This window comes from Rhodococcus sp. DMU2021 (assembly GCF_019641445.1).
GTDB classification, from domain to species: Bacteria; Actinomycetota; Actinomycetes; order Mycobacteriales; family Mycobacteriaceae; genus Rhodococcus; species Rhodococcus pyridinivorans.
The window spans coordinates 46,464-69,919 of sequence record NZ_JAIFKB010000010.1; the positions used below are offsets into that span (position 1 = coordinate 46,464).

General features: G+C 70.3%; 26 protein-coding genes. 14 read left to right on the top strand and 12 right to left on the bottom strand.

Annotation, left to right across the window (positions count from 1 at the left end; genetic code table 11):
- Positions 1–48: 48 nt before the first annotated feature.
- The 3 genes from K3M35_RS15140 to K3M35_RS15150 are packed head-to-tail and all read right to left on the bottom strand — an operon-like array spanning position 49 to position 3,469.
- The gene (locus tag K3M35_RS15140) at positions 49–921 is read right to left on the bottom strand and encodes an ABC transporter ATP-binding protein (protein ID WP_094980422.1); all 873 of its coding nucleotides are present in this window, start codon (positions 919–921) and stop codon (positions 49–51) included.
- Positions 918–2,054: an iron chelate uptake ABC transporter family permease subunit gene (locus tag K3M35_RS15145; RefSeq protein ID WP_019289597.1), complete on the bottom strand. Its 1,137-nt coding sequence runs from the start codon at positions 2,052–2,054 to the stop codon at positions 918–920. The genes K3M35_RS15140 and K3M35_RS15145 overlap by 4 nt, the downstream gene beginning before the upstream one ends.
- On the bottom strand, positions 2,051–3,469 hold the full coding sequence (locus tag K3M35_RS15150) for an iron ABC transporter permease (RefSeq protein WP_024101093.1): 1,419 nt from the start codon (positions 3,467–3,469) through the stop codon (positions 2,051–2,053). Before K3M35_RS15150 ends, K3M35_RS15145 begins: the two co-directional genes overlap by 4 nt.
- A 196-nt stretch (positions 3,470–3,665) precedes the next feature.
- Here K3M35_RS15150 and K3M35_RS15155 point away from each other — a divergent pair, with 196 nt between their 5' ends.
- From K3M35_RS15155 to K3M35_RS15165, 3 genes are all read left to right on the top strand, one after another.
- Positions 3,666–4,382, top strand: coding sequence for a hypothetical protein (locus tag K3M35_RS15155; protein WP_006552766.1), 717 nt, complete (start codon positions 3,666–3,668; stop codon positions 4,380–4,382).
- 553 nt (positions 4,383–4,935) lie between these two features.
- The gene (locus K3M35_RS15160; protein ID WP_071935079.1) at positions 4,936–5,421 is read left to right on the top strand and encodes a hypothetical protein; all 486 of its coding nucleotides are present in this window, start codon (positions 4,936–4,938) and stop codon (positions 5,419–5,421) included.
- Between the two features lie 118 nt (positions 5,422–5,539).
- The gene (locus K3M35_RS15165) at positions 5,540–5,989 is read left to right on the top strand and encodes a PaaI family thioesterase (protein WP_094980425.1); all 450 of its coding nucleotides are present in this window, start codon (positions 5,540–5,542) and stop codon (positions 5,987–5,989) included.
- Between the two features lie 55 nt (positions 5,990–6,044).
- On the opposite strand, the gene K3M35_RS15170 is transcribed toward K3M35_RS15165, so the two are convergent.
- Complete coding sequence (locus K3M35_RS15170; protein WP_094980426.1) at positions 6,045–7,484, bottom strand: NAD(P)/FAD-dependent oxidoreductase; 1,440 nt, start codon at positions 7,482–7,484, stop codon at positions 6,045–6,047.
- 79 nt (positions 7,485–7,563) lie between these two features.
- Positions 7,564–8,604: a tyrosine-type recombinase/integrase gene (locus K3M35_RS15175; RefSeq protein ID WP_094980427.1), complete on the bottom strand. Its 1,041-nt coding sequence runs from the start codon at positions 8,602–8,604 to the stop codon at positions 7,564–7,566.
- Between the two features lie 154 nt (positions 8,605–8,758).
- On the opposite strand from K3M35_RS15175, the gene K3M35_RS15180 reads away from it, so the two are divergent.
- Entirely contained in the window at positions 8,759–8,983 is a 225-nt protein-coding gene (locus K3M35_RS15180) for a DUF2188 domain-containing protein (protein ID WP_039585957.1), read from the top strand.
- 45 nt (positions 8,984–9,028) lie between these two features.
- On the opposite strand, the gene K3M35_RS15185 is transcribed toward K3M35_RS15180, so the two are convergent.
- Positions 9,029–10,225 carry a Fic family protein gene (locus K3M35_RS15185; RefSeq protein WP_064852252.1) on the bottom strand — a complete coding sequence of 399 codons (1,197 nt, stop codon included), beginning with the start codon at positions 10,223–10,225 and terminating at the stop codon, positions 9,029–9,031.
- 130 nt (positions 10,226–10,355) lie between these two features.
- On the opposite strand from K3M35_RS15185, the gene K3M35_RS15190 reads away from it, so the two are divergent.
- Complete coding sequence (locus K3M35_RS15190; RefSeq protein ID WP_006552774.1) at positions 10,356–10,562, top strand: hypothetical protein; 207 nt, start codon at positions 10,356–10,358, stop codon at positions 10,560–10,562.
- Between the two features lie 72 nt (positions 10,563–10,634).
- On the opposite strand, the gene K3M35_RS15195 is transcribed toward K3M35_RS15190, so the two are convergent.
- On the bottom strand, positions 10,635–11,378 hold the full coding sequence (locus K3M35_RS15195) for a VIT family protein (protein WP_039958188.1): 744 nt from the start codon (positions 11,376–11,378) through the stop codon (positions 10,635–10,637).
- Between the two features lie 9 nt (positions 11,379–11,387).
- Positions 11,388–12,422 (bottom strand): NAD(P)H-binding protein, encoded by a 1,035-nt coding sequence (locus tag K3M35_RS15200; protein ID WP_220666639.1) that lies wholly within the window; start codon positions 12,420–12,422, stop codon positions 11,388–11,390.
- A gap of 138 nt (positions 12,423–12,560) precedes the next feature.
- On the opposite strand from K3M35_RS15200, the gene K3M35_RS15205 reads away from it, so the two are divergent.
- Together K3M35_RS15205 and K3M35_RS15210 are read left to right on the top strand one after the other, a co-directional pair.
- Positions 12,561–12,794: a hypothetical protein gene (locus K3M35_RS15205; protein WP_094980430.1), complete on the top strand. Its 234-nt coding sequence runs from the start codon at positions 12,561–12,563 to the stop codon at positions 12,792–12,794.
- Between the two features lie 13 nt (positions 12,795–12,807).
- Entirely contained in the window at positions 12,808–13,692 is an 885-nt protein-coding gene (locus K3M35_RS15210; RefSeq protein ID WP_220666640.1) for an alpha/beta fold hydrolase, read from the top strand.
- Positions 13,693–13,702: 10 nt separating this feature from the next.
- Here the strand turns inward: K3M35_RS15210 and soxR are convergent, their stop codons facing one another.
- Together soxR and K3M35_RS15220 are read right to left on the bottom strand one after the other, a co-directional pair.
- Complete coding sequence (soxR, locus tag K3M35_RS15215) at positions 13,703–14,194, bottom strand: redox-sensitive transcriptional activator SoxR (protein ID WP_016696413.1); 492 nt, start codon at positions 14,192–14,194, stop codon at positions 13,703–13,705.
- Between the two features lie 98 nt (positions 14,195–14,292).
- Complete coding sequence (locus K3M35_RS15220; protein ID WP_231912079.1) at positions 14,293–14,511, bottom strand: hypothetical protein; 219 nt, start codon at positions 14,509–14,511, stop codon at positions 14,293–14,295.
- Positions 14,512–14,696: 185 nt separating this feature from the next.
- On the opposite strand from K3M35_RS15220, the gene K3M35_RS15225 reads away from it, so the two are divergent.
- From K3M35_RS15225 to K3M35_RS15245, 5 genes are all read left to right on the top strand, one after another.
- Complete coding sequence (locus K3M35_RS15225) at positions 14,697–16,079, top strand: MFS transporter (protein ID WP_006552781.1); 1,383 nt, start codon at positions 14,697–14,699, stop codon at positions 16,077–16,079.
- Positions 16,080–16,094: 15 nt separating this feature from the next.
- Positions 16,095–16,751, top strand: a complete 657-nt coding sequence (locus tag K3M35_RS15230; protein ID WP_006552782.1) for a response regulator transcription factor — start codon at positions 16,095–16,097, stop codon at positions 16,749–16,751.
- Position 16,752: 1 nt separating this feature from the next.
- Complete coding sequence (locus K3M35_RS15235) at positions 16,753–18,180, top strand: HAMP domain-containing sensor histidine kinase (protein WP_220666641.1); 1,428 nt, start codon at positions 16,753–16,755, stop codon at positions 18,178–18,180.
- Positions 18,177–19,109, top strand: coding sequence for a TAXI family TRAP transporter solute-binding subunit (locus K3M35_RS15240; RefSeq protein ID WP_220666642.1), 933 nt, complete (start codon positions 18,177–18,179; stop codon positions 19,107–19,109). The genes K3M35_RS15235 and K3M35_RS15240 overlap by 4 nt, the downstream gene beginning before the upstream one ends.
- Positions 19,110–20,217: 1,108 nt before the next feature.
- Complete coding sequence (locus K3M35_RS15245) at positions 20,218–20,763, top strand: hypothetical protein (protein WP_217579756.1); 546 nt, start codon at positions 20,218–20,220, stop codon at positions 20,761–20,763.
- Positions 20,764–20,779: 16 nt separating this feature from the next.
- On the opposite strand, the gene K3M35_RS15250 is transcribed toward K3M35_RS15245, so the two are convergent.
- Both K3M35_RS15250 and K3M35_RS15255 read right to left on the bottom strand, forming a co-directional pair.
- Positions 20,780–21,145 (bottom strand): HNH endonuclease, encoded by a 366-nt coding sequence (locus K3M35_RS15250; protein WP_220666643.1) that lies wholly within the window; start codon positions 21,143–21,145, stop codon positions 20,780–20,782.
- 69 nt (positions 21,146–21,214) lie between these two features.
- Entirely contained in the window at positions 21,215–22,285 is a 1,071-nt protein-coding gene (locus K3M35_RS15255) for a methyltransferase domain-containing protein (RefSeq protein ID WP_220666644.1), read from the bottom strand.
- Between the two features lie 206 nt (positions 22,286–22,491).
- Here K3M35_RS15255 and K3M35_RS15260 point away from each other — a divergent pair, with 206 nt between their 5' ends.
- Both K3M35_RS15260 and K3M35_RS15265 read left to right on the top strand, forming a co-directional pair.
- Positions 22,492–22,878, top strand: a complete 387-nt coding sequence (locus tag K3M35_RS15260) for a ParD-like family protein (RefSeq protein WP_220666645.1) — start codon at positions 22,492–22,494, stop codon at positions 22,876–22,878.
- Positions 22,875–23,444 carry a zeta toxin family protein gene (locus K3M35_RS15265; RefSeq protein ID WP_006552790.1) on the top strand — a complete coding sequence of 190 codons (570 nt, stop codon included), beginning with the start codon at positions 22,875–22,877 and terminating at the stop codon, positions 23,442–23,444. Before K3M35_RS15260 ends, K3M35_RS15265 begins: the two co-directional genes overlap by 4 nt.
- Positions 23,445–23,456: the final 12 nt, after the last annotated feature.

Consider the following 23,456-nt stretch of genomic DNA (forward strand, 5'->3'; position numbering starts at 1 on the left):
GTGCGTACTACCCCTAGTCGTAGGTTCTAACCTGCGGTGGGACCATCGTCACCTCCGGTGGGGACCTCCGGCGGCGCCGTAGACGTGGCGGGTGCCGATGGGCACGATCAGCGGCCGGTCGGACACCGGATCGTCGATGACCGAGGCGTCGAGGTCGAACACCTCGCGCAGCAGTTCCACGGAGATCACCTCCGAGGGCACCCCGGAGGCGACGACGCGGCCGTCTTTCATCACCACGAGGTGGTCGCTGTAGCGCACGGCGAGGTTCAGGTCGTGCAGCACCATCACCACGGTGCGACCGAGTTCGCTGTGCAGCCGGTCGACGAGGTCGAGGACCTCCACCGAGTGCGCCAGGTCGAGATAGGTGGTCGGTTCGTCGAGCAGCAGGATGTCGGTGCCCTGTGCGAGCGCCATGGAGATCCAGGCGCGTTGCCGTTGCCCGCCGGACAGTTCGTCGATGGGCCGGTCGGCGAGGTCGGCGATGCCGGTGCGTTCGAGGGCGATGGCGACCTCGTCCTCGTCGTCGGAGGACCACTGCCGGAACCACGACTGGTGCGGGTGCCGGCCGCGGGAGACCAGATCGGCGACGGTGAGCCCTTCGGGGGCGACGGGGGCCTGCGGCAGCATGCCGAGCACCCGGGCGACCTCGCGGGTGCGCATGGTGGTGATGTCGTGCCCGTCGAGCAGCACGGTGCCGGTGCGGGGCTTGAGCAGCCGGCTCAGCGCGCGCAGCAGGGTGGATTTGCCGCAGCCGTTGGGGCCGATGACGGTGGTGACGACCCCGGTGGGGATGGACAGGTCCAGGTCGTCGACGATGAGCCGTTCGCCGTAGCCGAGGCTGATGTGCTCGGCGACCAGTCGCGGCGCCGCGTGCTCGATCGGGCCGGGGGCCGGGGCGGGGGGCAGATGGGTGTCGGTCATCGGGAGACCTTTCGGTTGGAACGCACCAGCAGGTACAGCAGGAAGGGGCCGCCGAGTGCGGAGGTGACCAGGCCGACGGGCAGCGGCACCGGCAGGATGGTGCGGGCGATGAGGTCGGCGGCGACGACGAACAGCGCCCCGGTCAGGGCGGAGGCGATGATCGGGCTGCCCGCCGAGCCGACGAGGCGCAGGGCGATCTGCGGGGCGGCGAGGGCGACGAAGCCGATGGGGCCGGCGGCGGCGGTGGCGACGGCGGCGAGCGCGCACGCCGCGACGAGCAGCAGCGCCTGCTGGGTCTGCAGCTTCACGCCGAGGGAGCGGGCGGTGTCGTCGCCGAGGCGCAGCGCCCCGACGGTGAAGGAGGCGGTCGCGGCCCAGCCGCCGACGAGCAGCAGCGCGATCGCGGCGGGCACCACCTGACTCCAGGAGACACCGTTGAGCGAGCCGGTCAGCCACACCTGGGCGCGGCTGACGTCGTTGATGTCGGCGGAGACGAGCATCCACTGGGTCAGGGCGATGAGCATGGCGTTGATGCCGATGCCGATGAGCACGAGCCGGAAGCCGTCGGCGCCGCGCCGCCAGGCCAGCAGATAGATGACCGTGGCGGTGAGCAGCGCGCCGAGCAGCGCCGACATCGGCAATCCGAGGGTGGCGAGCAGTCCGACGATGGAACCGCCGCTGGTGACGACGATCAGGGCCACGGCGGCAGCGGAGGCGCCGGCGGTGATGCCGAGGATGTCGGGGCTGGCCAGGGCGTTGCGGGACACCGATTGGGTGATGGCGCCGGAGACCGCGAGGGCGGCGCCGACGACCACGGCGGCGATCCCGCGCGGCAGGCGCAGGTCGAAGACGATGAACCGGTCGAGGCGTTCCCCGCCGCCGAGGAGCACCTCGACGACCTGCAGGGGGCTGAGCGGGTAGTCGCCGCGGCCGAGGGAGATCGACAGCAGCACCGCGGTGGCGACGACGATCAGTGCGCACACGATGACCATGCGGGCACGCCAGACGACGGAGACGGAGCCGAGCCGGAAGGCGGGCCGGCCCGGGACGCGGGTGGAGACCTGCGCGGGTGAGCGGCGCTTGTCCGTCGTCGGCTCGTTCGTGTCGAGGGACGGGGTGGGGGTGTCGTTCACAAGGCCACCAGCTTCCGGCGACGGACGAGGGCGATGAAGAAGGGGGCGCCGATGAGGGCGAGCACGATGCCGACCTGCAGTTCGCCGGGGCGCACCACGATGCGGCCGACGACGTCGGCGAGGACGAGCAGTGCCCCGCCGAGCAGCCCGGCATAGGGCACGAGCCAGCGGTAGTCGGGGCCGGTGACCGCGCGGGCGATGTGCGGGACGATCAATCCGACGAAGGCGATGGGTCCGCAGGCGGCGGTGGCGGCGCCGGTGAGCACGGTGATCGCGGCGATGCCGATCACCCGGGTGGTGACGACGTTGGTGCCGAGCGAGCGGGCGACGTCCTCGCCGAGGCTGAGCAGGTTCAGGGCCGGGGTGGAGGCGAGCGCGATGAGCAGTCCGACGACGATGAACGGCAACACCTGCCAGAAGACGTCCATGCCGCGGCCGGCGACGGAGCCGACCACCCAGAAGCGGTAGCCGTCGAGGCTGGTCTGGTCGAGCAGCACGATGGTTTGGATCATCGCCTGCAGGAAGAACGCCACCGCCGCGCCCGCCAACGCGAGACTGAGCGGACTCGAGCCGCCGTTGCCGATGGACGCGAATCCGAACACCACGATGCTGGCAAGCGCGGACCCGGCGAAGGCGAACCACAGATACTGCGCCGGGGTGGAGAGCCCGAACAGGTAGATCGACAGCACCACCAGGAAGGCGGCGCCGGCGTTGATGCCGAGCAGACCGGCGTCGGCGAGCGGGTTGCGGGTGTGCCCCTGGATCAGTGCGCCGGCGACGCCGAGCGCGGTGCCGACCAGCAGCGCGAGCAGGGTGCGGGGGATGCGCAGCGAATGCACGATCACGTCGGTTTCGGAGCCGTCGTTGACGACGAGGGCGTGGAAGACCTCCGCGAAGGTCATCGGGCGGGCGCCGACGGCGATGCTGGCGAGCGCGCCGAGCACCAGCAGTACGAGCAGCGCGGCCAGGCCGAGCAGGCGCCGGCGGCGCAGGGCGGCGACGTTGCCGTCGGTGGGGCGCGGGGTGAACTCGTCGTGGCGGGCGTGGCGTTCGGTGACGATCTCGGTGCCGCGGCGCAGCAGGGCACGGCGGGTGCCGGCCGGTCCGGTGGTGGCGCGGTCGCGCAGCACGAGCCCGGTCCACTGCAGGCCCAGACTTTGGCCGGTGCGGCCGGCGCGGTAGCCGTGGTTCCACCACAGCAGTCCGGCGGCGGCGGCCAGGGCGGCGCCGCCGAAGACGATGCGGTCGGTCTGGCCGCCGCCGTTGGCGTCGGCGAGGGTGTCGACGACGAGGGCGCCGATGAGCAGGGGGATGGCGAGGAGCGCGAGGTCGCACAGGACGGCGGCGATCCGGCGTCCCGGGCGGGGCGGGGCGGTCGGGTCGGCGTCCGGTGGGGCGTGGGGGGTGACGGTCACGGGCGCGGGGTGCTCCTCGGGAAGGCGGTGGTGCGGTTCGGGTCGTCGCGGATCGTGGGGAACGCGAAGGCCTTCGGAGTTAGGTTACGGAATCCTATGTGCCGACGGGAGTAGGGGATGGGGTTGCGCACACCACCCCCGGATGCAATGGTTAGGCTTACCTAATCAAGATTCACCGTCGATCAGGAGGTGTCGGATGACGACGCTGCTGCTGCCGCCCACGGCGGCACCCGTCCGCCCGTTCGAGGACACGCGCGCTCGGCTGCGCGCACTCGCTGCGGGAGCCCCGCGCGTGTATGCGGTGGCCTGTATCGACGAAGAACCCCGCCGCCGCTGGTGGTTCCTCGGCGGCGGTGAACGCCAGCAGCGCATCGAGGCGCTCTACGACCGTGCCCTGCTCGACACCGAGGACCCGCGCATCGCCGTCGAGCAGGTCGCCGGCGCCCTCATCCACGCCGTGGTCGGCCGCGTCCTCGCCCCCTACGCCCTCGAGGGCCGCGTCTGGGATCCGGGTCTGGACAATCTGTGGCTGCACCAGGACAGCGACGGCTGCATCGACTGGGCCGGTCTCGCCGACGACACCCTGCGGGTGCTGCCCGAGGACCGCGCCGTCGGGGAACGCGACGTGGTGGTGCTGCCGTGCGAGCAGGCGATGGCGGTGTGGACCGCGCACCGCGCCGCGACCGCTCTCGATGCCGTCCATCTCGCGCTGCGGTCCCTCGTCCCGCTCGACCGGAACCGCTTCTGGGCGATCGTCGGGCGCACCGTCGTCACCGGCGCCGCCCAGCTACCCGTGCTCGGTGGTGCCTCCCGCCGTACCGCCGCGCGCCGCGGTCAGGCATTGCTCGACGCCTTCGTCGCCGCCGGCTATCCCGTCCGAGGCCTTGCCGGATTAGGGCAGCCTTCCCTATAATCGAATCCGTTCCGACTGCCGGACCGCAGCGGAGTCCTGAGGGCTGCAGTGACTCCCGGTCCCTTCCCGCGGCGGGCCTCACATCCATGTGGGGCCCGCCGTCGTGTGTCCGGAGCACCCCGCGCCCGGCGTGCACGGCAATTCGGTCATGGACGACGCCGGTGCCCGCTTCACACGACGCCGGAGCGAACTCGGCCCCGACGCCACCCCCCGTGAGGCGATCCGCGCGGTCCTGACGGAACTGCTGCCCTCGACGAGCAACGACGCGAGGAGACCCCGGTGCTCGGCGCGTTCGGATGGTCCGCGATCACCGGCGGGGGCATCACCGCCGAGGACACCTTCGCGGCGCCGCGCGCCCTGGCGACCATCGTCGCCGACCAACTCCGGCGGACACGCACCGGCGAGGACGCCGGTGATCCGGAAGCGGGCGCCGATCTCGTCGTCATGGCAGCGGGGGACTGGCGCAGGGCATGCTGCAGGGATACTCGACCTCACGGACACCGCTCGACCTCGTCGAGCATCTTCTCGACCGTGTCCTGGGAAGCACCGAGAGATGACCACCCTGTGGATGATCGAAGACCTCGAACCGTGGCCCGACCCGCCTGCTCCCGGCCAGGTGTGTGAACCGACCACCTCCTGGATCACACCGGGCGCGAGCGACTGCATCCGCGAACTCGCGCGGCACGTGCCCGCCCGGGTCGAGCAGATCACCGTCGACGATCGGGTCGAGCTGCTCGCCCATCTCGGTCACGGCTTCACCACCGTGCTGCCACCGCAGCTCGACACCCTCGGCGACGTCGTGCTCACGGGGCATCTGGTGTGGGACCGCTATCTGTGGATGCTGTACCGCATCCGACCGCACGGGCGCGCCCGGGTCGCCGAACGGCATCCGGTGATCCAACGAACCAGGAGGATTCCGACCGCGGACGCGGGTTGGTACGGCGTCGAGTACGAGGGTCCGCGGACCGTGCACCGGTTCGGGCCGATCCCCGACGGCTACTCGATCGTCGCCTACGCGCTGCTGGTGACCCTGCAGTGACCACCCCGCTTGCCACGGTCGGAGGTGGGCCGGCCGAAAACCGCCATGTCCTACCATCGTTCGACGGCCACCTGTCCCGGCGGCCGGTCGAAACCACGCACGAACAAGGGAAGCCCGTATGAGCGACCAGTCCACCTCCGCCCCGGCCCAGCACGACGTGCATGCGATCAACGCCGTCAACGACACCGGCTTCAACACTGCCCTCGGCCTCGAGTTCGTCGAACTCGGACCCGATCTCGCGCGAGCCCGGTGGACGATCACCCCCACGCAGCACCAGCCCTACGGCATCGTGCACGGCGGGGTGTACTGCGCGGTGATCGAGACCGTCGCCAGCGTCGCCGGCGCCAACTGGTTGGGGGACAAGGGCAACGTCGTCGGGGTCAACAACAACACCGACTTCCTCCGCGCCACCCGCGAAGGGGTCCTCACCGCGACCGGCACCCCGGTCCACCGCGGCCGCACCCAGCAGGTGTGGCGGGTGGAGATCGTCGACGAGCAGGACCGTCTCGTCGCGCAGGGACAGGTGCGCCTGGCGAACATCACGAACGCGGACCGCATCGGGCACTGACCCTGTAGCCGGGCGGCTCCGGCCGGGACACCGCGCCCGGCCGGAGCGCCGACGGTCAGCCCGCAGCCTGCGTCCCGCCGCGGCCCTGCCCGGCCGGCGCCTGTGCGGAGCGGTCCCCGCCCTTCGTCGCGCTCTCGCCGTTCTGCGAGTCGCCGTCGGGTTCGTTCGCGCGCATGTGCTCGAGCGCGATCCGCGCGAACACCTGCTGCTCGGTCGCGGCCATCTCGTTGCGGCCGGTGGAGAAGAACGCCTGCGCCCACGACAACAGCGTCGACAGCTTCGACGAGAACCCCACCAGATACAGCAGGTGGATGAACAACCACGCCACCCAGCCGAGGAACCCGCTGATCTCGAGTTTGCCGACCTTCGCGACCGCACTGAACCGCGAGATGGTCGCCATGCTGCCCTTGTCGAAATACTTGAACGGTTCCCGATGGGTCGGGTCGGCGCCGTCGAGGGAGGCGATGATCTGCCGGGCCGCGTACTTGCCGCCCTGCATCGCCACCTGCGCCAGACCGGGCAGCTTGTTCAGCGACATCATGTCGCCGATGACGAACACGTTCGGATGCCCCGGCAATGTCAGATCAGGCAGCACCTCCACCCGCCCCGCCCGGTCGACCTGCGCCCCGGACTGCTCGGCGAGCTGCTTGCCGAGCGGACTGGCCGACACGCCCGCCGACCACACCTTGCACTGCGACTCGATGCGCCGCTGCGAACCGTCCTTCTCCTTGACGACGAGACCGTCGGCGTCGACATCGGTGACCATCGCGCCGAGCTGGATCTCCACCCCGAGCCGCTCGAGGGTGTTACGGGCCTTGCGGCTGAGTTTACCGCCGTAGACCGGCAACACATCGGAGGCGCCGTCGAGCAGCACCACCCGCGCCTCGGTCGGATCGATGTTGCGGAAGGTGCCCTTGAGGGTGCGGCGTGAGAGCTCGGCGATCTGCCCGGCCAGCTCCACCCCGGTCGGACCGGCACCGACCACCACGAAGGTCAGCAACCGGGCGCGTTCGTCGTGATCGTGGGACAGTTCGGCCTGCTCGAACGCCCCGAGGATCCGGCCGCGCAGCTCGAGGGCGTCGTCGATGGTCTTCATGCCCGGCGCGAACTCGGCGAACTGGTCGTTGCCGAAGTAGGACTGGCCGGCGCCGGCGGCGACGATGAGACTGTCGAAGGGCGTGGTGGTGTAGCGCTCGAGGAACCGGGAGGTCACCGTCCGGTTCTCCAGGTCGATCCTCTCGACGTCCCCGAGCAGCACCTGCGCGTTCTTCTGTTTGCGCAGCACCATGCGGGTCGCGGGGGCGATGTCGCCGACCGACAGGATGCCCGTGGCCACCTGGTACAGCAACGGCTGGAACAAGTGATGGGTGGTGCGCGCCACGAGCGTGACGTCCACATCGGCACGAGCCAGGGCCTGGGTCCCGAACAGCCCACCGAAACCGGATCCGATCACGACCACACGATGACGGCGGGGTTCGGTCTGCTCGACGCTCATGAATGCTCCTTCACGTTGCCGGATGGATCTTGTCCCCAGTCTTGCAGTTGCCGCGCCCGCCCACAGCGCAACCGACGAGCTAGCCCGGCCCGTCGCCGAGCGACCCGAGCAGCCCGTAGACGGGGTTGTGCCGGGCGGCGTGCCGCACCGCATCGTTGGTCGCCGAGGTGTACACCTGCACGGTCTGCAACGACCGGTGCCCGAGCAGCTGCTGCAACTCGACCATCGTTGCGCCGCTGTCGGCCAGGCTCGTCGCGAAGGTGTGCCGCAGCGCGTGGGCGAGCGCACCGCGTTTGCGTTCGGACTCGATACCCGCGCGGCGGTAGATGCGCCGCACCCGGTACTGCAGGGTGCCGCGGGTGATGCGTTTGCCGTCCGCGCCGACGAACAGCGGGTCGGCCGGGTCGTGCCACTCCCACACGGGCAACTCGTCGCGGTCGCGGGTGCGGCGCCGCGCGGCGGGGAAGCGGGCGTAGCGTTCCTCGAGATAGGCGGTGACGATCGCCGTCCAGCTGTCTTCGAGGGGGATCTCCCGTTCGATCGCGCCCTTGCCGAGCACCCGCAGCACCGGTGCCCGGCAGCCACCGAGGATGCTGCCCACATCGAGCCGGATCAACTCGTCGGAGCGGATCCCGGTGAGCAGCAGGGTCGCGATGAGCGCGAGATCGCGTTGCGGCCAGTCCCGCGCCGACTCCGCGGGGCGTTGCGCCTCCATCGTGACGGTGTCGACGAGTTGGTTGATCGCGGTGGGGGAGAACGCTTTCGGGGTGTGCTGTGGTTTCTTGGGCTGCGCGATCGAGGCCATCGGGTTGCCTTCCGACACCCCTTCGGAGACGAGGAAGTTGCAGAAGTTGTTCCACACCGACCAGGCGCGGCGCACCGACGCCGGTTGCCGTTCGGCGGCGAACGCCGCGAATGCCGACCGCAGCCCGCGTACCGTCACGTCCCCGAGTGTCAACGCGTCCTCCGGCACGGCGGCAGTCGCCGCGAGATGCGCGCGCACCGCGTGCAGGTCGAGCCGGTAGGCCTTGATGGTGTGCGGAGACCGTTTCGCGGTCTGCAAGGTCTCCAGATACGACCCGATCCAGTCCGACAATCCCGGCTCGGTCGCGCTGCCCACCACGATGCCCCTCCCGTGAAGATCCGCTCGTACAGATGTGCGAGTCCAGTGTGACAGCAGGGACCGACGGGACAGCAGGGACCGCGTCCGGATTCGGGGAGACCGGCGCCGGGTACGCGATGGACAACCGACCGTTCGTGGAGAGGAGCACCCCATGCCCGCAGGCGATGTCGAGACGTTCCACCAGGACGGATCCTGGCACAACCGCATCGAGGGCTCGAGCGACCTGCTCGGCACCTATCCCACCCGCGAGGAGGCCGTCGCCGCCGGCCGCGAGGAGGCGCGCCGCCGCAAGGTCGAACACCTCGTCCACAACCTCGACGGGACGATCGGCGAACGCAACACCTACGGTCACGACCCGCGCGACATCCCGGGCTGATCGACCCCGAACCGACCGTCGCCGGGGCGATCGATACCGAGGAGGTCAGTCGCGGCGCCGCTTGGCGCGCGCGGCGAACTCGTCGAGCACCCGCACCACATCCTTGGCCTGCCAGATGCGATTGCGGCGCCCCTCGGTGATCTGCGTGAGGATCCCCGCGTCCACCAGCCGATCGATGGCGATCTGCGCGTTGGCGCCGGTCACCGACAAGGCCGCGGCGGCCGACCGGTTGTCGATCACCGGCTGGCGCAGCAGTACGTCCGAGAGCCGGTGCACTGCCGAATCCCGCCGCGCCGTCACCCGGGACCGCCACAGCTCGCGTACCGCCTCGAGATCGGCGACGAGCGTGCGGCCGTTGGCGACCGCCGCGAACGACGCGTCGACGATCGAGTGCACGATCGGCCCGATGTCCCCGGCGCGGTAGGCGCCGAGCGCATCGAAGTACTCCCCGGTGTTGTGCAAGAGGCCCGCCGAGACCGGCACGGCGACACTGCGGGTGAGCTGCCCGCCGCGCAACATCGCCTGGATCAGCGCGCGGCCCACCCGGCCGTTGCCGTCCGGGAACGGGTGGATGGTCTCGAACTGGGCGTGCGCGACCGCGATCTGCGCGACCACCGGCAGATCCACCCGGTGGGCGAAGGCCACCAGGTCGTCGATCAGCTCGGGCACCCGCGCGTGGTGCGGGGGCACGAACTGTGCGGTGTGCGGGCCCAGGCTGCCCCCGCCGATCCACACCTGCTGGGTGCGCCACCGTCCCGCGATGGTCGGATCGTCGTACTCGAGCAGCGCGTGGTGCATCCGCAGGATCGCGGCGGCGTCGATCGCATCGGACAGCTCGAGCGCCGCGCGCATCGCCCGCACGTTGCCGACGATCAGGCGAGCGTTGCGGGAGGCGTGTTCGCCGAGTTCGGCGAGCGCGATCTGCCGCGCCCCGCTGGAGAGGTTCTCGATCTCCGAACTCGACGCGCTCTCGGTGCGCAGCAGGATGGAGGCGAACGGGGCGGTGATGTGCCCGACCTCGACATCGAAGCGGGTCAGTTCCGTCGCGGCTTCCTCGGTGAGGGCCTGCAGTTCGCCGTCGAGCGGGAGGGGCCGGTGGGCGATGAACGGGGGGACCGCGGCGCGGTAGGGGCCGGTGGTCAGGCGTTTCTCCCGCCGCGAGCCGTAGGCATCGCTGCTCACCCACGGGTGCTGTTCGTAGGTGACCGCGGGCCAGCCGGGCGCGACGTCAACCGATGCCATCCCCGGAACATACCATCGGATAGTCGATTATCCGATGGTATGGATCGGGGGTGGGTTCGGTTCCGGCCGTTGTGCACGGCCGGAACCGGAGGTTTGGGCCACAGGTGGTTCGGACGTAGGGTGCTGGGCCATGGCATTACCGACCTTCGACATCGACACGCCCATGGCCTATCACGTTGCGCAGCACAACATCCTGCAGAGACTCGATGCCGGCGACGACGCCGGGACGGTGCGGGAGGAATGGCGGCAGGCCATCGAGCGCATCATCGACAACCATCTCGCCGGCAACGACGCGCTGAGCTTCGTGACCGCTCCCGCGCTCGGCCCGGTCGACTGACGCACCGCTCGGTACACCCCGCCTCGCGGACCGGCACGGCCCGCGGAGCGGGGACGCCGCGCTTGCGCCCCGTTACACGACGGTGTCGAACAACTGGCCGACCCCGTAGGTCACCACCATCGCGAGCGCACCACCGAACACCACCCGCATCACCGCCCGGCCCCGCCGGGCCCGGCCGAGCCACGCACTGATCGATCCCGTCGCCGCCAGCGCACACAACACCGCCACGAACGTCACCGGGATCCGCGCCGTGTCGGGCACTGACACCACCATCAGCAGCGGCACCAGCGCGCCCAGGGTGAACGACACGGCCGACGACAACGCCGCCACCCACGGATTCGCGAGTTCGGTCGGATCGATCCCCAACTCCACCTCGGCATGCGCGGCCAGCGGATCCCGCGCCGTCAACTCCTCCGCCGCGGCACGCGCCGTGACCGCCGACAATCCCTTGCCCTCGAGCAGGGCGGCGAGTTCGTCGAGTTCGGCCTCCGGCATGGCGGCGAGCTCACGACCTTCCGTGTACAGCGCCGCGCGCTCGGTGTCGCGTTGGGCGCTCACCGACACGTACTCGCCCAGCGCCATCGACACCGCCCCCGCGGCCAGCCCAGCCGCACCGGCGGTGAGGATCGCCGCCTCGTTCGCCGTCGCGGCCGCGACACCGACGACCAGTCCCGCGGTCGAGACGATGCCGTCGTTCGCGCCGAGAACACCCGCCCGCAACCAGTTGAGTCTGCTCGCCAATCCGGCGGTGTGCGGTTCGTGGTCCTCGTGCCGCCTGCGGGAATCGTTCGGTGACGCCGGATCCGGACGGGGCATGTCGTGAAGCTACACCGACGGACGGCGGCGTGGGGGGATCCCCACGGCGGAGTATCGGCGCGCCTCCGCGGCGGCGACCGCCCACTCCGGGTCTCCGGGCAGCGCGCCCATCGGGTCCCGCTGCGCGCACGGCACACCCGCATCGGTGGGCAGCACTGCGCGCTGCAGCGCCTGCACGATCCCCAACGGCCGATGAGCAGCCGGGGCCAGGCGGCCGATCCACCGACGATCGCGGGCCGTCATGTCGTGCCGCAGGCTCTCCATCAACGCCGCCACGGTTCCCGACGGCACCTCCGTCATCCACGAGCCGAACCGGCGGATCACCGCGCCCGGCAATCCGGCGACGGTGACCTGGGCGCGCGGCATGCCGGTGACCTGCCCGTAGAGGCGGAGCAACTCGGGATAACGCAGCGACTGTCCGCAGCCCACATCGAACGAGTCCGTGGGAGTGTCCGCGACGGCCGCCCCGAGCACCGCGGCGACCAGGTCGACGACCGCGATCGGCTCGACCCGCGACTCCATCCAATCCGGTACCACGGTGACGGGTAGGCGCCCCGCGAGTTGGCCGAGCACCTCGAAGCTCGTCGACCCGGAGCCGAGCACCATCCCGGCTCGCAGCGTGATCACCGTGCGGCGGGAGCGGGACAGTTCCTGCTCGACCTCCCAACGCGAGAGCAGATGCTCGGACAGCGCGTCCGGCGCACACTCGGGGACGAACCCGGAGACGTATACGACACGCGTCACCGGAGAGGCATCGACCGCGTGCCGGACGGTGCGGGCCGCTGCCAGGTCGAGGTCCCGGAAGTGCGCCGAGCGCATCCCGTGCACGAGATAGACCACGACGTCGACATCGTCGAACGCCGGTGGGAGAGTGTGCGCGGCGGTGACGTCCACTCGCGCGGTCTCGACCTGGTCGTGCCACCAGAAGCGTCGCAAGGCCGTCGGGTTCCGAGCGGCGGCGCGCACGGTGCAGCCGATAGCGAGGAAGGCGGGGACGACCCGGCTGCCGACGTAGCCGGAGGCACCGATCACGAGAACTCTCATGCGCTGTCCCGTCCCTTGTCGCCTTCGGGAGGGATGCACGCGCGGGACCGTCGCGAAACATCAGGAGTGGTTCCCATCACCGGAAATAGTGTTACCGTTGGTCACAAATACAGTGGCCGGTATCGAAGGAGGCCCCCCATGTCGATGCTGCGCGGCAGCCCACTCCGACATCGGATCCTGTTCGTCCTCGCCGTCCCCCTCGGCGCCGGACTGCTGTCCGCCCTCGGACATCTCGTCCAGCGCCGCCACGGCCGGCCCACCTCCGTCTCCGAATCCCTCTTCGCCATCGCCAGCAGCCTGCGCCGCCGCACGCTGTTCACCCGCCCCACCGGCGGCCACCCACAGGCCCCCGAGACGCCCGGACAACCATGACCACAGGACAACCATGACCACCCACACCGTCCCCAACGGGCCTATCCGACTCCACGCCGTCGAAGAAGGCAACCCGCACGGACCGACCCTCGTCCTCGTCCACGGCTGGCCCGACACCCACGCCCTGTGGGACCGCGTCGTACCCCTGCTCGCCGACGACTTCCGCATCCTGCGCTACGACAACCGCGGCGCCGGCGCCTCCACCGTCCCCCGCGCGGTGGCGCACTACCGGCTCGAGCACCTCGCCGCCGACCTGCACGCCGTCATCGACGCCCTCGCCCCGAACGAACCGGTCCACCTGCTCGGCCACGACTGGGGCGCGGTGCTGTGCTGGGAAGCGGTATGCGAACCCGACGCCGGCGATCGCATCGCCTCCTACACCTCGATCTCCGGCCCCAACCTCGACCATCTCGGCCTGTGGATGCGCCGTCGTCTCCGACAGAAACGCCCACTCGGCCCCGCCGAACAGGCTCTCGCCTCCGCCTACACCCTCGCCTTCCAGATCCCCGCTCTGCCGAATCCGGTGCTGCGCGGCTGGCTCGCCCACCACTGGCCGGCCTTCGTCGGGTTCTTCGACCGCATCGATCCCACCGCGATCGCACCGGTCGCCCCGACCCTCGCCGATGACATGGTGCACGGACTGTCCCTGTACCGGGCGAACATCCGCGCGCGTCTCACCCGACCCCGCGAGCGGCGCACCGACGTCCCGGTCCAGCTGATCCAGAACCTGCGCGACCGAGCCGTACGCCCCGTCGGCTACGAGGACACCTCCCGCTGGGTCACCGACCTGCGCATCCACCCACTCGACGCCGGGCACTGGTCGCCGCGTTCCCATCCCCGCGACGTCGCCGACGCCACCGCCCGGTTCGTGCAGCAGATCGAAGCCGCGCGCACCTGACCGCATGACCTCAGCCGGACGACTCCGCGCGCGGCGCCGCCTCCACCGGCGGATCGTCGTCGTGCACCGGTAGCCGACGCGGACCCGGACCCTGCTGCCCGAGCACGTCACCGGGATTCGCGAGCGGACACGACGCCAAACTCAGGCACCCGCAGCCGATGCAATCGGTGAAACTGTCGCGCAACGCGGTGAGATCCTCGATGCGGCGGGTCAGCCGGTCGTGCCACGCCCGCGACAGTCGCGCCCAGTCCTCCGTCGTCGGCACACGACTGTCCGGCAACGAATCGAACGCCTCCTTGATCTCGTCCAGGGACACCCCCACACCCTGCGCGACCTTGATGAACGCCACCTTGCGCAGCGTGTCGCGACGATAACGCCGCTGATTGCCCGAGGTGCGGCGACTGGTGATCAGACCACGCGACTCGTAGTAGTGCAGCGCCGAGACCGCCACCCCGGAACGGTCCGCCAACTGCCCGGGTGTCAGCCATATCGCAGGGTTCATCGGCCCCCTCCTCGCCCCGCAGACATCGTGATCGAGTTGTGCTGCACAGTACCGGCCACCGGAGGCACCGGGCACCCGGGTCGCGTGAGCGCCCGGGGTCAGAACGACGGCGGCCCGAACTCGGCAGCGACCTCCGGCGCATCCATCCGCAACATGTCGTACGCGGTGTGCGCCAGCGTCCGCACCGACTTCGGGTACGGCCGCTCGAACCGCTCGCAGACCCGCGCCGTCGCCAACGCCGCCTCGAACCGCCACTTACGGGAACCGCTCACGAACGTCCGGGCCTGGAACAGATAACTCGATGCGGGGATCGTCACGTCGACCACCGTAGAACCTCCGACCGGCACAGCGGGGGAGCGGCACCCCGCGCGCCACGCCGATCCCACCCGTCCCGACCACATTCCTAAGGGAGTGTTAGGAACCGCCACAGACCCTTCCGCAACCACTGTGACCCGAACCACTGTGGGGAGCGCACAGATCCACGCAGCGAAAGGAGTCCCGGGTGAGCACCACCTCGACGGGCGAACGCCGAGTCATCGGCAACGTGTTGAAAGGCTCGGTCGGCAACCTGATCGAGTGGTACGACTGGTACGTCTACGCCGCGTTCAGCGTCTACTTCGCGAAGGAGTTCTTCCCCGAAGGCGACCCCACCGCCCAACTGCTGTCCACCGCAGCGATCTTCGCCGTGGGATTCCTCATGCGACCGATCGGCGGCTGGATCATGGGCCGCTACGCCGACCGGCGCGGACGGCGCTCGGCGCTGACCCTATCGGTCACCGTCATGGCCGTCGGCTCCCTCATCATCGCCGTCACCCCGGACTACGCGACCATCGGACTCGCCGCACCCCTTCTTCTCGTCCTCGCCCGCATGATGCAGGGACTGTCCGTCGGTGGTGAATACGCCACCAGCGCCACCTATCTCGCCGAGGTCGCCTCACCCGGACGCCGCGGGTTCTACTCGAGCTTCCAGTACGTCACCCTCGTCGCCGGACAGCTCATCGCCCTCGGCGTCCAGATCGTCCTGCAGCTCACCCTCTCCGCCGAGGCCATGCAGGCGTGGGGCTGGCGCATCCCGTTCGTCATCGGCGCCGTCGCCGCCGTCGCCGTGATGTGGCTGCGCCGCACCATGGACGAATCCGAAGCGTTCACCGAGGAAGTCGCGGCCAAGAGCGCCACCGACCGGCCGGAGAGCACGCCCGAGCAGGGCGGCATCCGGATGCTGCTGCAGTACCCCCGCGAATGCCTACTGGTGTGCGCGCTGACCCTCGGCGGCTGCGTGGCGTTCTACACCTACACCACCTACATGCAGAAATACATGATCAACACCTCCGGCATCTCCAAGGACACCGTCGCCTGGATCAACTTCGCCGCCCTGCTGGTGTTCATCGTCCTGCAACCCATCGGCGGGGCCCTGTCGGACCGCATCGGCCGCCGCAAACTGCTCATCTTCTTCGGGGTCGGCGGCACCGTGCTCACCGTCCCGCTGATGACGATCCTCGGCAGCACCACGAACCCGCTGATCGCGTTCGGGTTGATGATGCTCGGCCTGACCGTCGTCACCGGCTACACCTCGGTCAACGCCATCGTGAAGACCGAACTGTTCCCCACCAAGGTCCGCGCGCTCGGCGTCGGCCTGCCCTACGCGCTGACCCTGGCGATCTTCGGCGGCACCGTCGAAACCGTCGCACTCGCGCTCAAGCGCGCCGGCCACGAATCGCTATTCTTCTACTACGTGACCGGCTGCATCGCCGTCTCGCTCGTCGTGTACTTCTTCATGCGGGAGACCTCCGACGGCTCACCCCTGGACCGCACGAGCACCGACCGCACGAGCACCCACACCGACACCCCCGACGAGCACGCCGACCTGGCCACCTCGCGACACTGACCGAAAGGGACCCACGTGCAGATCGCGGTGGTCGAGGACGACGACGGCGTCGGCGACGCCCTCGTCGAAGCCCTCACCTCCCACGGCCACCGGCCGATCCGCATGCGGCGCGGCGCCGACCTGCTCCTCGGACACCGCGACCTCGACGTCGTCATCCTCGACCTCGGCCTGCCCGACGCCGACGGCCTGCAGGTGCTCCGGCAGCTGCGGGCCGTCAACGACGTCCCCGTCGTGATCCTCACCGCGCGCGGCGACGAACGCTCGGTGGTACGCGGCCTGCGCGGCGGCGCCGACGACTACCTCGTCAAACCGGCCCGCCTGGCCGAACTGCTCGCCCGCGTGGACGTCGTCACCCAACGGCGCCGCGCGCTGTCCGAGTCCTCCCGCATCGTCCGCGCCGGCGACGTCGTCGTCGACCTCGACGCCCGCGAAGTCGAGGTGGGCGGCGAACCGGTCACCCTCACCCCGAAGGAATTCGACCTGCTCGCCGTCCTCGTCGCCCGCCCCGGCGCCGCGGTCAGCCGCCAACAACTCATGGACGCCGTGTGGGGCGACGCCTATGTGGCGATCTCCCGGTCGCTCGACGTGCACATGACCGGGCTGCGCGCCAAACTCGCCCGCCCCGGACTCATCTCCACCATCCGCGGCTACGGCTACCGGTGGGGCGGCTGACATGCAGCGACGCGTCCTGGCGGTGCTGCTCGTCTTCGCGACCGTCGCCGTCGTCGCCTTCGCCGTCCCGCTCGCCCTCGCCACCAGCGCCGGCCGCACCGCCGTCCTGGGAGCGAACCGGGAAGCCGACGCCCACCACTTCGCCACCCTCGCCGTCCAGACGCGCGCCCCCGGCAGCACCGCCCTGCTCGACGAGGAGGTCACCCGCTACCACCGGCTCTACGACGAGGGCGTGCTCATCGTCGACGCGCGCGGCGCACCCCGCGCGAGCGCGGGCCTGACCCCGACCGACCCCGGTGTGCCGGAGGCGATCACCGCCGGTCTGCGCAACCAGAAACAGGGCATCGGCGGTCCGCTGACCCCGTGGTCCCCGCACCGGGTACTGCTCGCCGTGCCGGTGGGTACCGGCGCCCAGGTCGAAGGAGCCGTCGTCGTCGACGTGTCCACCGACGCCGCCCGCCACGACATCCGCACCTCGTGGCTGCTCATCGTCACCGGCACAGCGGCGGCGCTCGTGCTCGTCACCATCCTCGCGACCGCCCTGTCACGGTGGACGGTCCGCCCGCTCACCGCGCTCACCGCGCGGGTCGCGGCGCTCACCGACAGCGTCCCGGCGCTGCATCCACGCTCCCGGACCGGGGACACCACCACCTCGGTCCGGCATCACGGCCCCCCGGAGGTCCGGGAACTCACGCAGGCCTTCGACACCATGTCCGAGGCGGTCCGCACGTCCACCCGCGCCCAGAGACAGCTCATCGCCGACACCGCGCACCAACTCCGGAACCCGCTCGCCGCCCTGCACATCCGACTCGACTCCCTCGAACCGCACGTCGGCGCCACCGGCGTGGAGACCTATCGGCGCACGGCCGTCGAAGTCGACCGGCTCGGCGGCATCCTCGACGGCCTGCTCGCCCTCGCCACCGCCGAATCACCTACCGATATCACCGAGACGGACGGGCACGACGGGTGCGATGTCGGCGCCGTCGTCGCCGACCGCGCGGATGCCTGGTCCGAGGCCCTGGCCGAGGCCGGTATGACCGTCAGCGTGGACGAACCGTCCGGGCAGCGCCTGCAGGCCGGCTTCTCCGCCGACCATCTCGCTCAGGTGCTCGATGTGCTGCTCAGCAACGCGAGCAAGTACGCCCGCGCGGCCACCGGGGTCCGCATCACCACCCGACACCACGACGGGACCATCCGGATCCGCGTCGAGGACGACGGCGCCGGAGTCGCACCCAATGAGCTCGGCGCCCTCACCTCCCGGTTCTTCCGCGGGTCCCGAGCCGACGGGCCCGGCACCGGCCTCGGGCTGTCCATCGCGGTCGCGCTCGTCGAGACCGGCGGCGGCACCCTCGACCTCGCCGCCGCCGACCCGCACGGACTGGCCGTCACCCTGACCCTGCCCGCCGACTCCCGCGCGGAGGCATCATGATCACCCGCCGCGATCTCCTGCGGTCCGTCGCGCTGCTCGCGGTGGGCGGAGCCGTCGCCGGCTGCACGCGCACCGGAGAGCGTGAGGAACTGATCCTGGCGGCAGGGGAGGAGGGTGGGTTCTTCTGGGAGTTCGCCGAACTCACCGCGGCCGCCGCCGACGGGGCGGGCCTGCCCATCGCGATAGTGCCGGAACGCACGCCGGGGTCGGTCACCAATCTCGCCACGCTGACGGCGGGGGACGCGGAGCTGGCGCTGACCCTCACCGACGTCGCGGTGCGGGCCCACGACGAGGGCGCGCAGTTCACGGCGATCGGGCGGGTCTACGAGAACTACATGCAGTTGGCCGTGCGTGCGGACTCGCCGATCCGTGAGATCGCCCAGTTGCGGGGCGCACGGATCAGCCTCGGAGCCCCCGGATCGGGGGCCGAGTTCACCGGCGAACGCATCCTCGACGCCGCCGGGCTCGCCGAGCCGGGAGCCGTCACCCGGGTGCACCTGTCGATGGCCGACGCCGGTCGCGCGCTGGTGGACGGCGAGATCGACGCGGTGTTGTGGGCGGGTGGTGTTCCTACCCCGTCGTTTGCGAACCTGGGCGTGCCGTTGCGGCTGATCGATCTGTCCGTGCTCCTCGAACCGCTGCGGGCCCGATTCGGTTCGCGATACGAACCGGTGCTCATCCAGCCCGGCCCCTACGGGCAGCCGGACGCCGTCGCCACTATCGGCTTGGGCAACCTGCTGCTCGCCGGAGCCTCGGTGTCGAACGAGGCCGCCGCCGCACTGGTGGATCTGCTCGTCGACCATGCCTCCGAACTCGTGCCGGCCCAGGCCACCGGCAGTCAGTTCCTCGACCGGCAGTCGCTGATCGTCACCGCCGGTGTCCCGCTGCATCCGGGAGCGGTGGCCGCGTACCGGCGCCATCACGGCTGACGAGACGGGCGGACAGGGGAGAAGGGGCCCCTGAATCGTGCCGACCCAGGCACATAGTGGGGTGGAAGGCATGCGCTGGTGTCGGTGGGATGCGGTGCGGAGATCGGGCTCGCCCTCGAGGTTCGAGGAGATCGGAACCGGATCGGCTGTGCAGGGGACATGCGCGGGGCACAATGGAACCGTTCACCTCTGTGTGCGTGAAATTCGTTGGCAGCCAACACGATTCATGGATAACGGTGATTATCCATCAAATGTGGAAGAGGCGAGAAGGGGCGATCGGTGGTCGCAGCACCCCGGGGGACGGGATGATCCCGCGCCACCAACATGCGCATCGTCCGCGCGATCTGCGGCGCGCAACGCGCACGCGAGACGACCACACGGTGCTGCCGCAACGCCGCATCGGTGAACCGTGGGTCGGTGCAGTGTGCGCGTCGCTGCGGCATGGCACCCGATACATGAGCAGCCGAACGCGCGTCGAGCGGATCGGCGGCTCGATCCGGCACGGGCGCCGGCAGGCCGGTCGCAGTCCGGAGGTGAGCCGGACTCGAGCCAGAGGCGGTGGGGCCCATCGCATCGATCCGGGACGAACCAGGGATCTCCGAACGCCTCGGACGCCCTGCCGCACCTGTCCGGAGGAGGTCCGGTTCCACTATAGTTAACATAATGTAGATTATCGGCAATTTGGATATGGGCGGTGACCTGGGGTTCGGCGCTGATAATCCCGATGCCGCCGAGTGACGTCCCTGATCCGCAGATTCGAGCCGTCGTCGCACGCACTGCATCGCGTCGTGCGACGTGCCGTCCTGCGCGCGTTGTTCCCTCCGCCTCGTGCGACGTGCGAACCGCGCCGCACGACGCGCTCCCGGCGCTCGAGCTTGCCGCGCATTCGCCGTGCCTGGACCGGTCCGCCGCCTGGTGTCGGTTCGCCGCCTCGGACGCCCGATACGACCTTCCGGGCCCGCCGCCCTCGCCCCCTGCCTGTCCGCCCAGCCGTCGTGAAAACGTCACAGTGACGTTTTCACGTGGTCAATCGGGGTCCCACTGTGGACACCTATCTGCGTCGATATCATCGGCGCGGCAGTGACAACGCGATCCGGGACGGTCGACCGTGACGCAACCACGGCTCCTGCGTTCCTGGGTGGTCTTCGCGATCACCACCGTCCCGTTCTATCTCTGGGGTGCACTCACCGACGGTGAATTCGACATCACCGGTGCGCGTCTGCCGGTCAGTGCGTTGATGTTCGCCTGCCCGGCACTTGCGGCCCTCGCCGCCGGCGGCGGGCGCGAGTCGGCCCGGCGGCGCATGTGCACGCTGCCGCGCGCGCTGTGGCTGATCGTCGCACTGTTTGTATCAGCTGCGCTGGTGCTGGTCGCATCCATCGTGGTCGCCGGTACCGGTCCGTCCGGCATCTCGGTCTCCCTCGTGGCGGTCGCCGGTGCGTATTTCGTTGCGACGGTGTGCGAGGAACTCGGGTGGACGGTGGACGCTCCTGGCGGCGAGCGGGATCTGCTCGCCTGTCGCGTCCGCGGTGGCCGTCGGGGTCGCCGTGCTCGTCCTGACCTGTCTGCGGGTCGCATCCCGCCGGGTCGAGGGTGCGGACTCCCCTCCTCTGCCTCGGACGATAAACCCAGAAACGTCACAGTGACGTATTAATCTCGCCTCCCGTGCATTATGGCGCTCGCCGCAACCGCCGCAACTGCGCGGACAGATAATCCCGGGCACGGCGATGACCACCGACCCGGACGAGTTCGTCGGCGAGCTCCTCGAGCAGTCGTGACAGCAGCTCCTCGTCGGGTGACCAGCCCTCGCGCTGCCGGCACCGGTCGAGCCATTCGACCGGCGCGATGTGTCCGCGGTCGGCGTTGCAGCGTCGGCACGCGGCGACCTCGTTGGCGGTGATGCTCGGCCCGCCCTTCAGGCGCGGCACCAGATGATCGGTGGTCGGGGTGATCAGCTGCCCGAACTCCCGTCCACACCACAGGCACCGCCCGTCCTGACGGTCCAGGGCGAGCGAGAGTCGGGTGACGCGGTCCATTCTCCGATCGTTGCCTATCGGCGCCGCCGTAGTCGCCGATGAGTCCGATCCGGTGTCCCGGAGACTGTTTCAGGGGCGTGCTTCGAGGACGAGGTTGAAGGGTGTTTCGGTGGCGCGGCGGAAGGTGCCGAATCCGGCTTCGGCCGCGACATCGGCGAGCCGTCGCTCCCCGGCCTGCGCGCCGAGCCCGAGCGCGACCGGCTGGTCGAGGGACGACGGGGTGCACAGCACCGTCGATGCGGCGTAGTACATCCGGCCGACGGGGTTGAGGTTCTCGGGCAGGCTGTCGCGGGCGAACGGTTCGACGAGCATCACCGCGCCGTCGTCGGCGAGCGCGCCGCGCGCGTACCGCAGTGCGCCGACGGGATCGCCCATGTCGTGCAGGCAGTCGAAGTAGCAGATCAGGCCGTAGTCGGATCCGGGGAAGTCGGTCGCCGAGGCGACGGTGAAGGTGGCGTTGTCGACGCCCTCCTCCGCGGCCAGTTCCGTCGCCCGCGCGATGGACGCGTCGTGGTAGTCGAAGCCGCGGATGGTGGACTGCGGGAACGCCTGCGCGAGCAGGGTCGTGGAGACACCGTGGCCGCAGCCGATGTCCGCGACGGTGGCGCCGGCGCGCAGTGTGTCGACGACCCCGTCGAGGGCGGGCAGCCACACGTCGACGAGGTTGGCGCGGTAGCCGGGGCGGAAGAACTGTTCGGTGCCGACGAACAGTTCGGGATCGTGTTCGTGCCAGCCGAAACCTTCGCCGTTGCGGATGCGTTCGGCGATGCGGCCGCGGTCCTTGTACACGGAGCCGATCAGGTGGAAGCCGCCGGCCAGGTAGACGGGGCTGTCCTCGCGGGCGAGGGTCATGGCGTGTTCCGGTGCCAGACTGAACGTTCCGGCGTCGGGATCGTAGGTGAGATAGCCGCTGGCGGTCTCGGCGGAGAGCCATTCGCGCAGATAGCGTTCGCGGATGTCGGTGCGGTCGGCGAGTTGTTCGCTGCTGACCGGGCCGGCTTCGTCGAGCGCGCGCCACAGTCCGAGTTCGGCGCCGATGAGCACCAGTGCGCCGTTCATGGCCGCACCCATGTCGACGACGAGTTGTCCGAGGGTCTGCTCGAGTCGTGCTTGGTCGGGTTCGTGCATCTCCGTGGTCATCACGCACCTCCTGGCGATGGGAGTACTCGCTCACGGTAGGTCGCGTGGCCGGTTCCGCGGCGACGGCTCGGGTTCGATCGGGTGTCGATCCGGGTGGCGGTGCGTAGCGGGAGGTCACGAACCGGGTGGTGGCGGGAGGATTCGGGGGTGCGTGGCGTGTTGCAGACAGCTACGCTTGTAGCAGACTGCAACATCAGGAGGCCGTCATGACGTCATCCACCGACAAGGTCACCCGCTTCGACGCCGAACTCGTCGACAGCGCCATCGCCGAGGGCGGCCGCCAGAACCGCACCGGACGCCAGCAACTCGAATACTGGGCCCGCATCGGCCGCGCGATGACCGCCCACGAGACCGCCTCCCTGCACCGGGTGCACGAGGCGCTGGCCGGGACACGGGAGCTGAGCGAGCTCACCGCCGCCGAGGGACGGCTGTTCGACGCGGAGATCGATGCGCGCCTGGCGGACGGGCTGGCCCGCACCGACTACGCCGAGATTCTCGCCGCGCGTGGGGCCACCACGGTGGTGCTCGACGACGAAGGCCGGCTGGTCGAGCAGCGTCCCGACGGTAGTCGCCAGGTGCTCGACGACGCATGAGGCGTCTGGATCTGATCGTCGGTCCCAACGGTTCCGGCAAGTCGACGTTCGTCGAGTTGTCCCTCGCTCCCCTGCTGCCGCGCAGCGTGTTCGTCAATGCGGATGTGATCGCGCGGCAGCGCTGGCCCGACCGGGCGGAGGAGATGTCGTACGAGGCGGCGCAACTCGCCGCGGCGGCGCGGGACCGGTTGCTGCGGCAGGGCCGGTCGTTCATTGCGGAGACGGTGTTCTCGCATCCGTCGAAGCTGGAGTTGATCGACCGCGCGCACGAGGTGGGGTTCACGGTGGTGCTGCACGTGATGCTGGTGCCCGAGGCGATGTCGGTGCTGCGTGTACAGCACCGGGTGGCCTCCGGTGGGCATGCGGTGCCCGAGGACAAGATCCGGGCGCGCTATCGGCGGTTGTGGCCGCTGGTGACCGAAGCGATCGGCCGCGCCGATCAGGCGTCGGTGTACGACACGGCGTCCGGGACCCCGGTGGTGGTGGCGCGGTTCGCCGGCGGGGTGCCGGTGGGTGCGGTGCGCTGGCCGGGATGGGCGCCGGCGGCGCTCACCGGGCTCGGCTGAGAGATCCGGGCC

Excerpts from the sequence above, each read along its gene's own strand:
- K3M35_RS15140 (WP_094980422.1), bottom strand. The coding sequence starts at position 921 with ATGACCGACACCCATCTGCCCCCCGCCCCGGCCCCCGGCCCGATCGAG.
- K3M35_RS15155 (WP_006552766.1), top strand. The coding sequence starts at position 3,666 with ATGACGACGCTGCTGCTGCCGCCCACGGCGGCACCCGTCCGCCCGTTC.
- K3M35_RS15160 (WP_071935079.1), top strand. The coding sequence starts at position 4,936 with ATGACCACCCTGTGGATGATCGAAGACCTCGAACCGTGGCCCGACCCG.
- K3M35_RS15165 (WP_094980425.1), top strand. The coding sequence starts at position 5,540 with ATGAGCGACCAGTCCACCTCCGCCCCGGCCCAGCACGACGTGCATGCG.
- K3M35_RS15170 (WP_094980426.1), bottom strand. The coding sequence starts at position 7,484 with ATGAGCGTCGAGCAGACCGAACCCCGCCGTCATCGTGTGGTCGTGATC.
- K3M35_RS15180 (WP_039585957.1), top strand. The coding sequence starts at position 8,759 with ATGCCCGCAGGCGATGTCGAGACGTTCCACCAGGACGGATCCTGGCAC.
- K3M35_RS15185 (WP_064852252.1), bottom strand. The coding sequence starts at position 10,225 with ATGGCATCGGTTGACGTCGCGCCCGGCTGGCCCGCGGTCACCTACGAA.
- K3M35_RS15190 (WP_006552774.1), top strand. The coding sequence starts at position 10,356 with ATGGCATTACCGACCTTCGACATCGACACGCCCATGGCCTATCACGTT.
- K3M35_RS15195 (WP_039958188.1), bottom strand. The coding sequence starts at position 11,378 with ATGCCCCGTCCGGATCCGGCGTCACCGAACGATTCCCGCAGGCGGCAC.
- K3M35_RS15200 (WP_220666639.1), bottom strand. The coding sequence starts at position 12,422 with ATGAGAGTTCTCGTGATCGGTGCCTCCGGCTACGTCGGCAGCCGGGTC.
- K3M35_RS15205 (WP_094980430.1), top strand. The coding sequence starts at position 12,561 with ATGTCGATGCTGCGCGGCAGCCCACTCCGACATCGGATCCTGTTCGTC.
- K3M35_RS15210 (WP_220666640.1), top strand. The coding sequence starts at position 12,808 with ATGACCACCCACACCGTCCCCAACGGGCCTATCCGACTCCACGCCGTC.
- soxR (WP_016696413.1), bottom strand. The coding sequence starts at position 14,194 with ATGAACCCTGCGATATGGCTGACACCCGGGCAGTTGGCGGACCGTTCC.
- K3M35_RS15235 (WP_220666641.1), top strand. The coding sequence starts at position 16,753 with ATGCAGCGACGCGTCCTGGCGGTGCTGCTCGTCTTCGCGACCGTCGCC.
- K3M35_RS15240 (WP_220666642.1), top strand. The coding sequence starts at position 18,177 with ATGATCACCCGCCGCGATCTCCTGCGGTCCGTCGCGCTGCTCGCGGTG.
- K3M35_RS15250 (WP_220666643.1), bottom strand. The coding sequence starts at position 21,145 with ATGGACCGCGTCACCCGACTCTCGCTCGCCCTGGACCGTCAGGACGGG.
- K3M35_RS15255 (WP_220666644.1), bottom strand. The coding sequence starts at position 22,285 with ATGACCACGGAGATGCACGAACCCGACCAAGCACGACTCGAGCAGACC.
- K3M35_RS15260 (WP_220666645.1), top strand. The coding sequence starts at position 22,492 with ATGACGTCATCCACCGACAAGGTCACCCGCTTCGACGCCGAACTCGTC.
- K3M35_RS15265 (WP_006552790.1), top strand. The coding sequence starts at position 22,875 with ATGAGGCGTCTGGATCTGATCGTCGGTCCCAACGGTTCCGGCAAGTCG.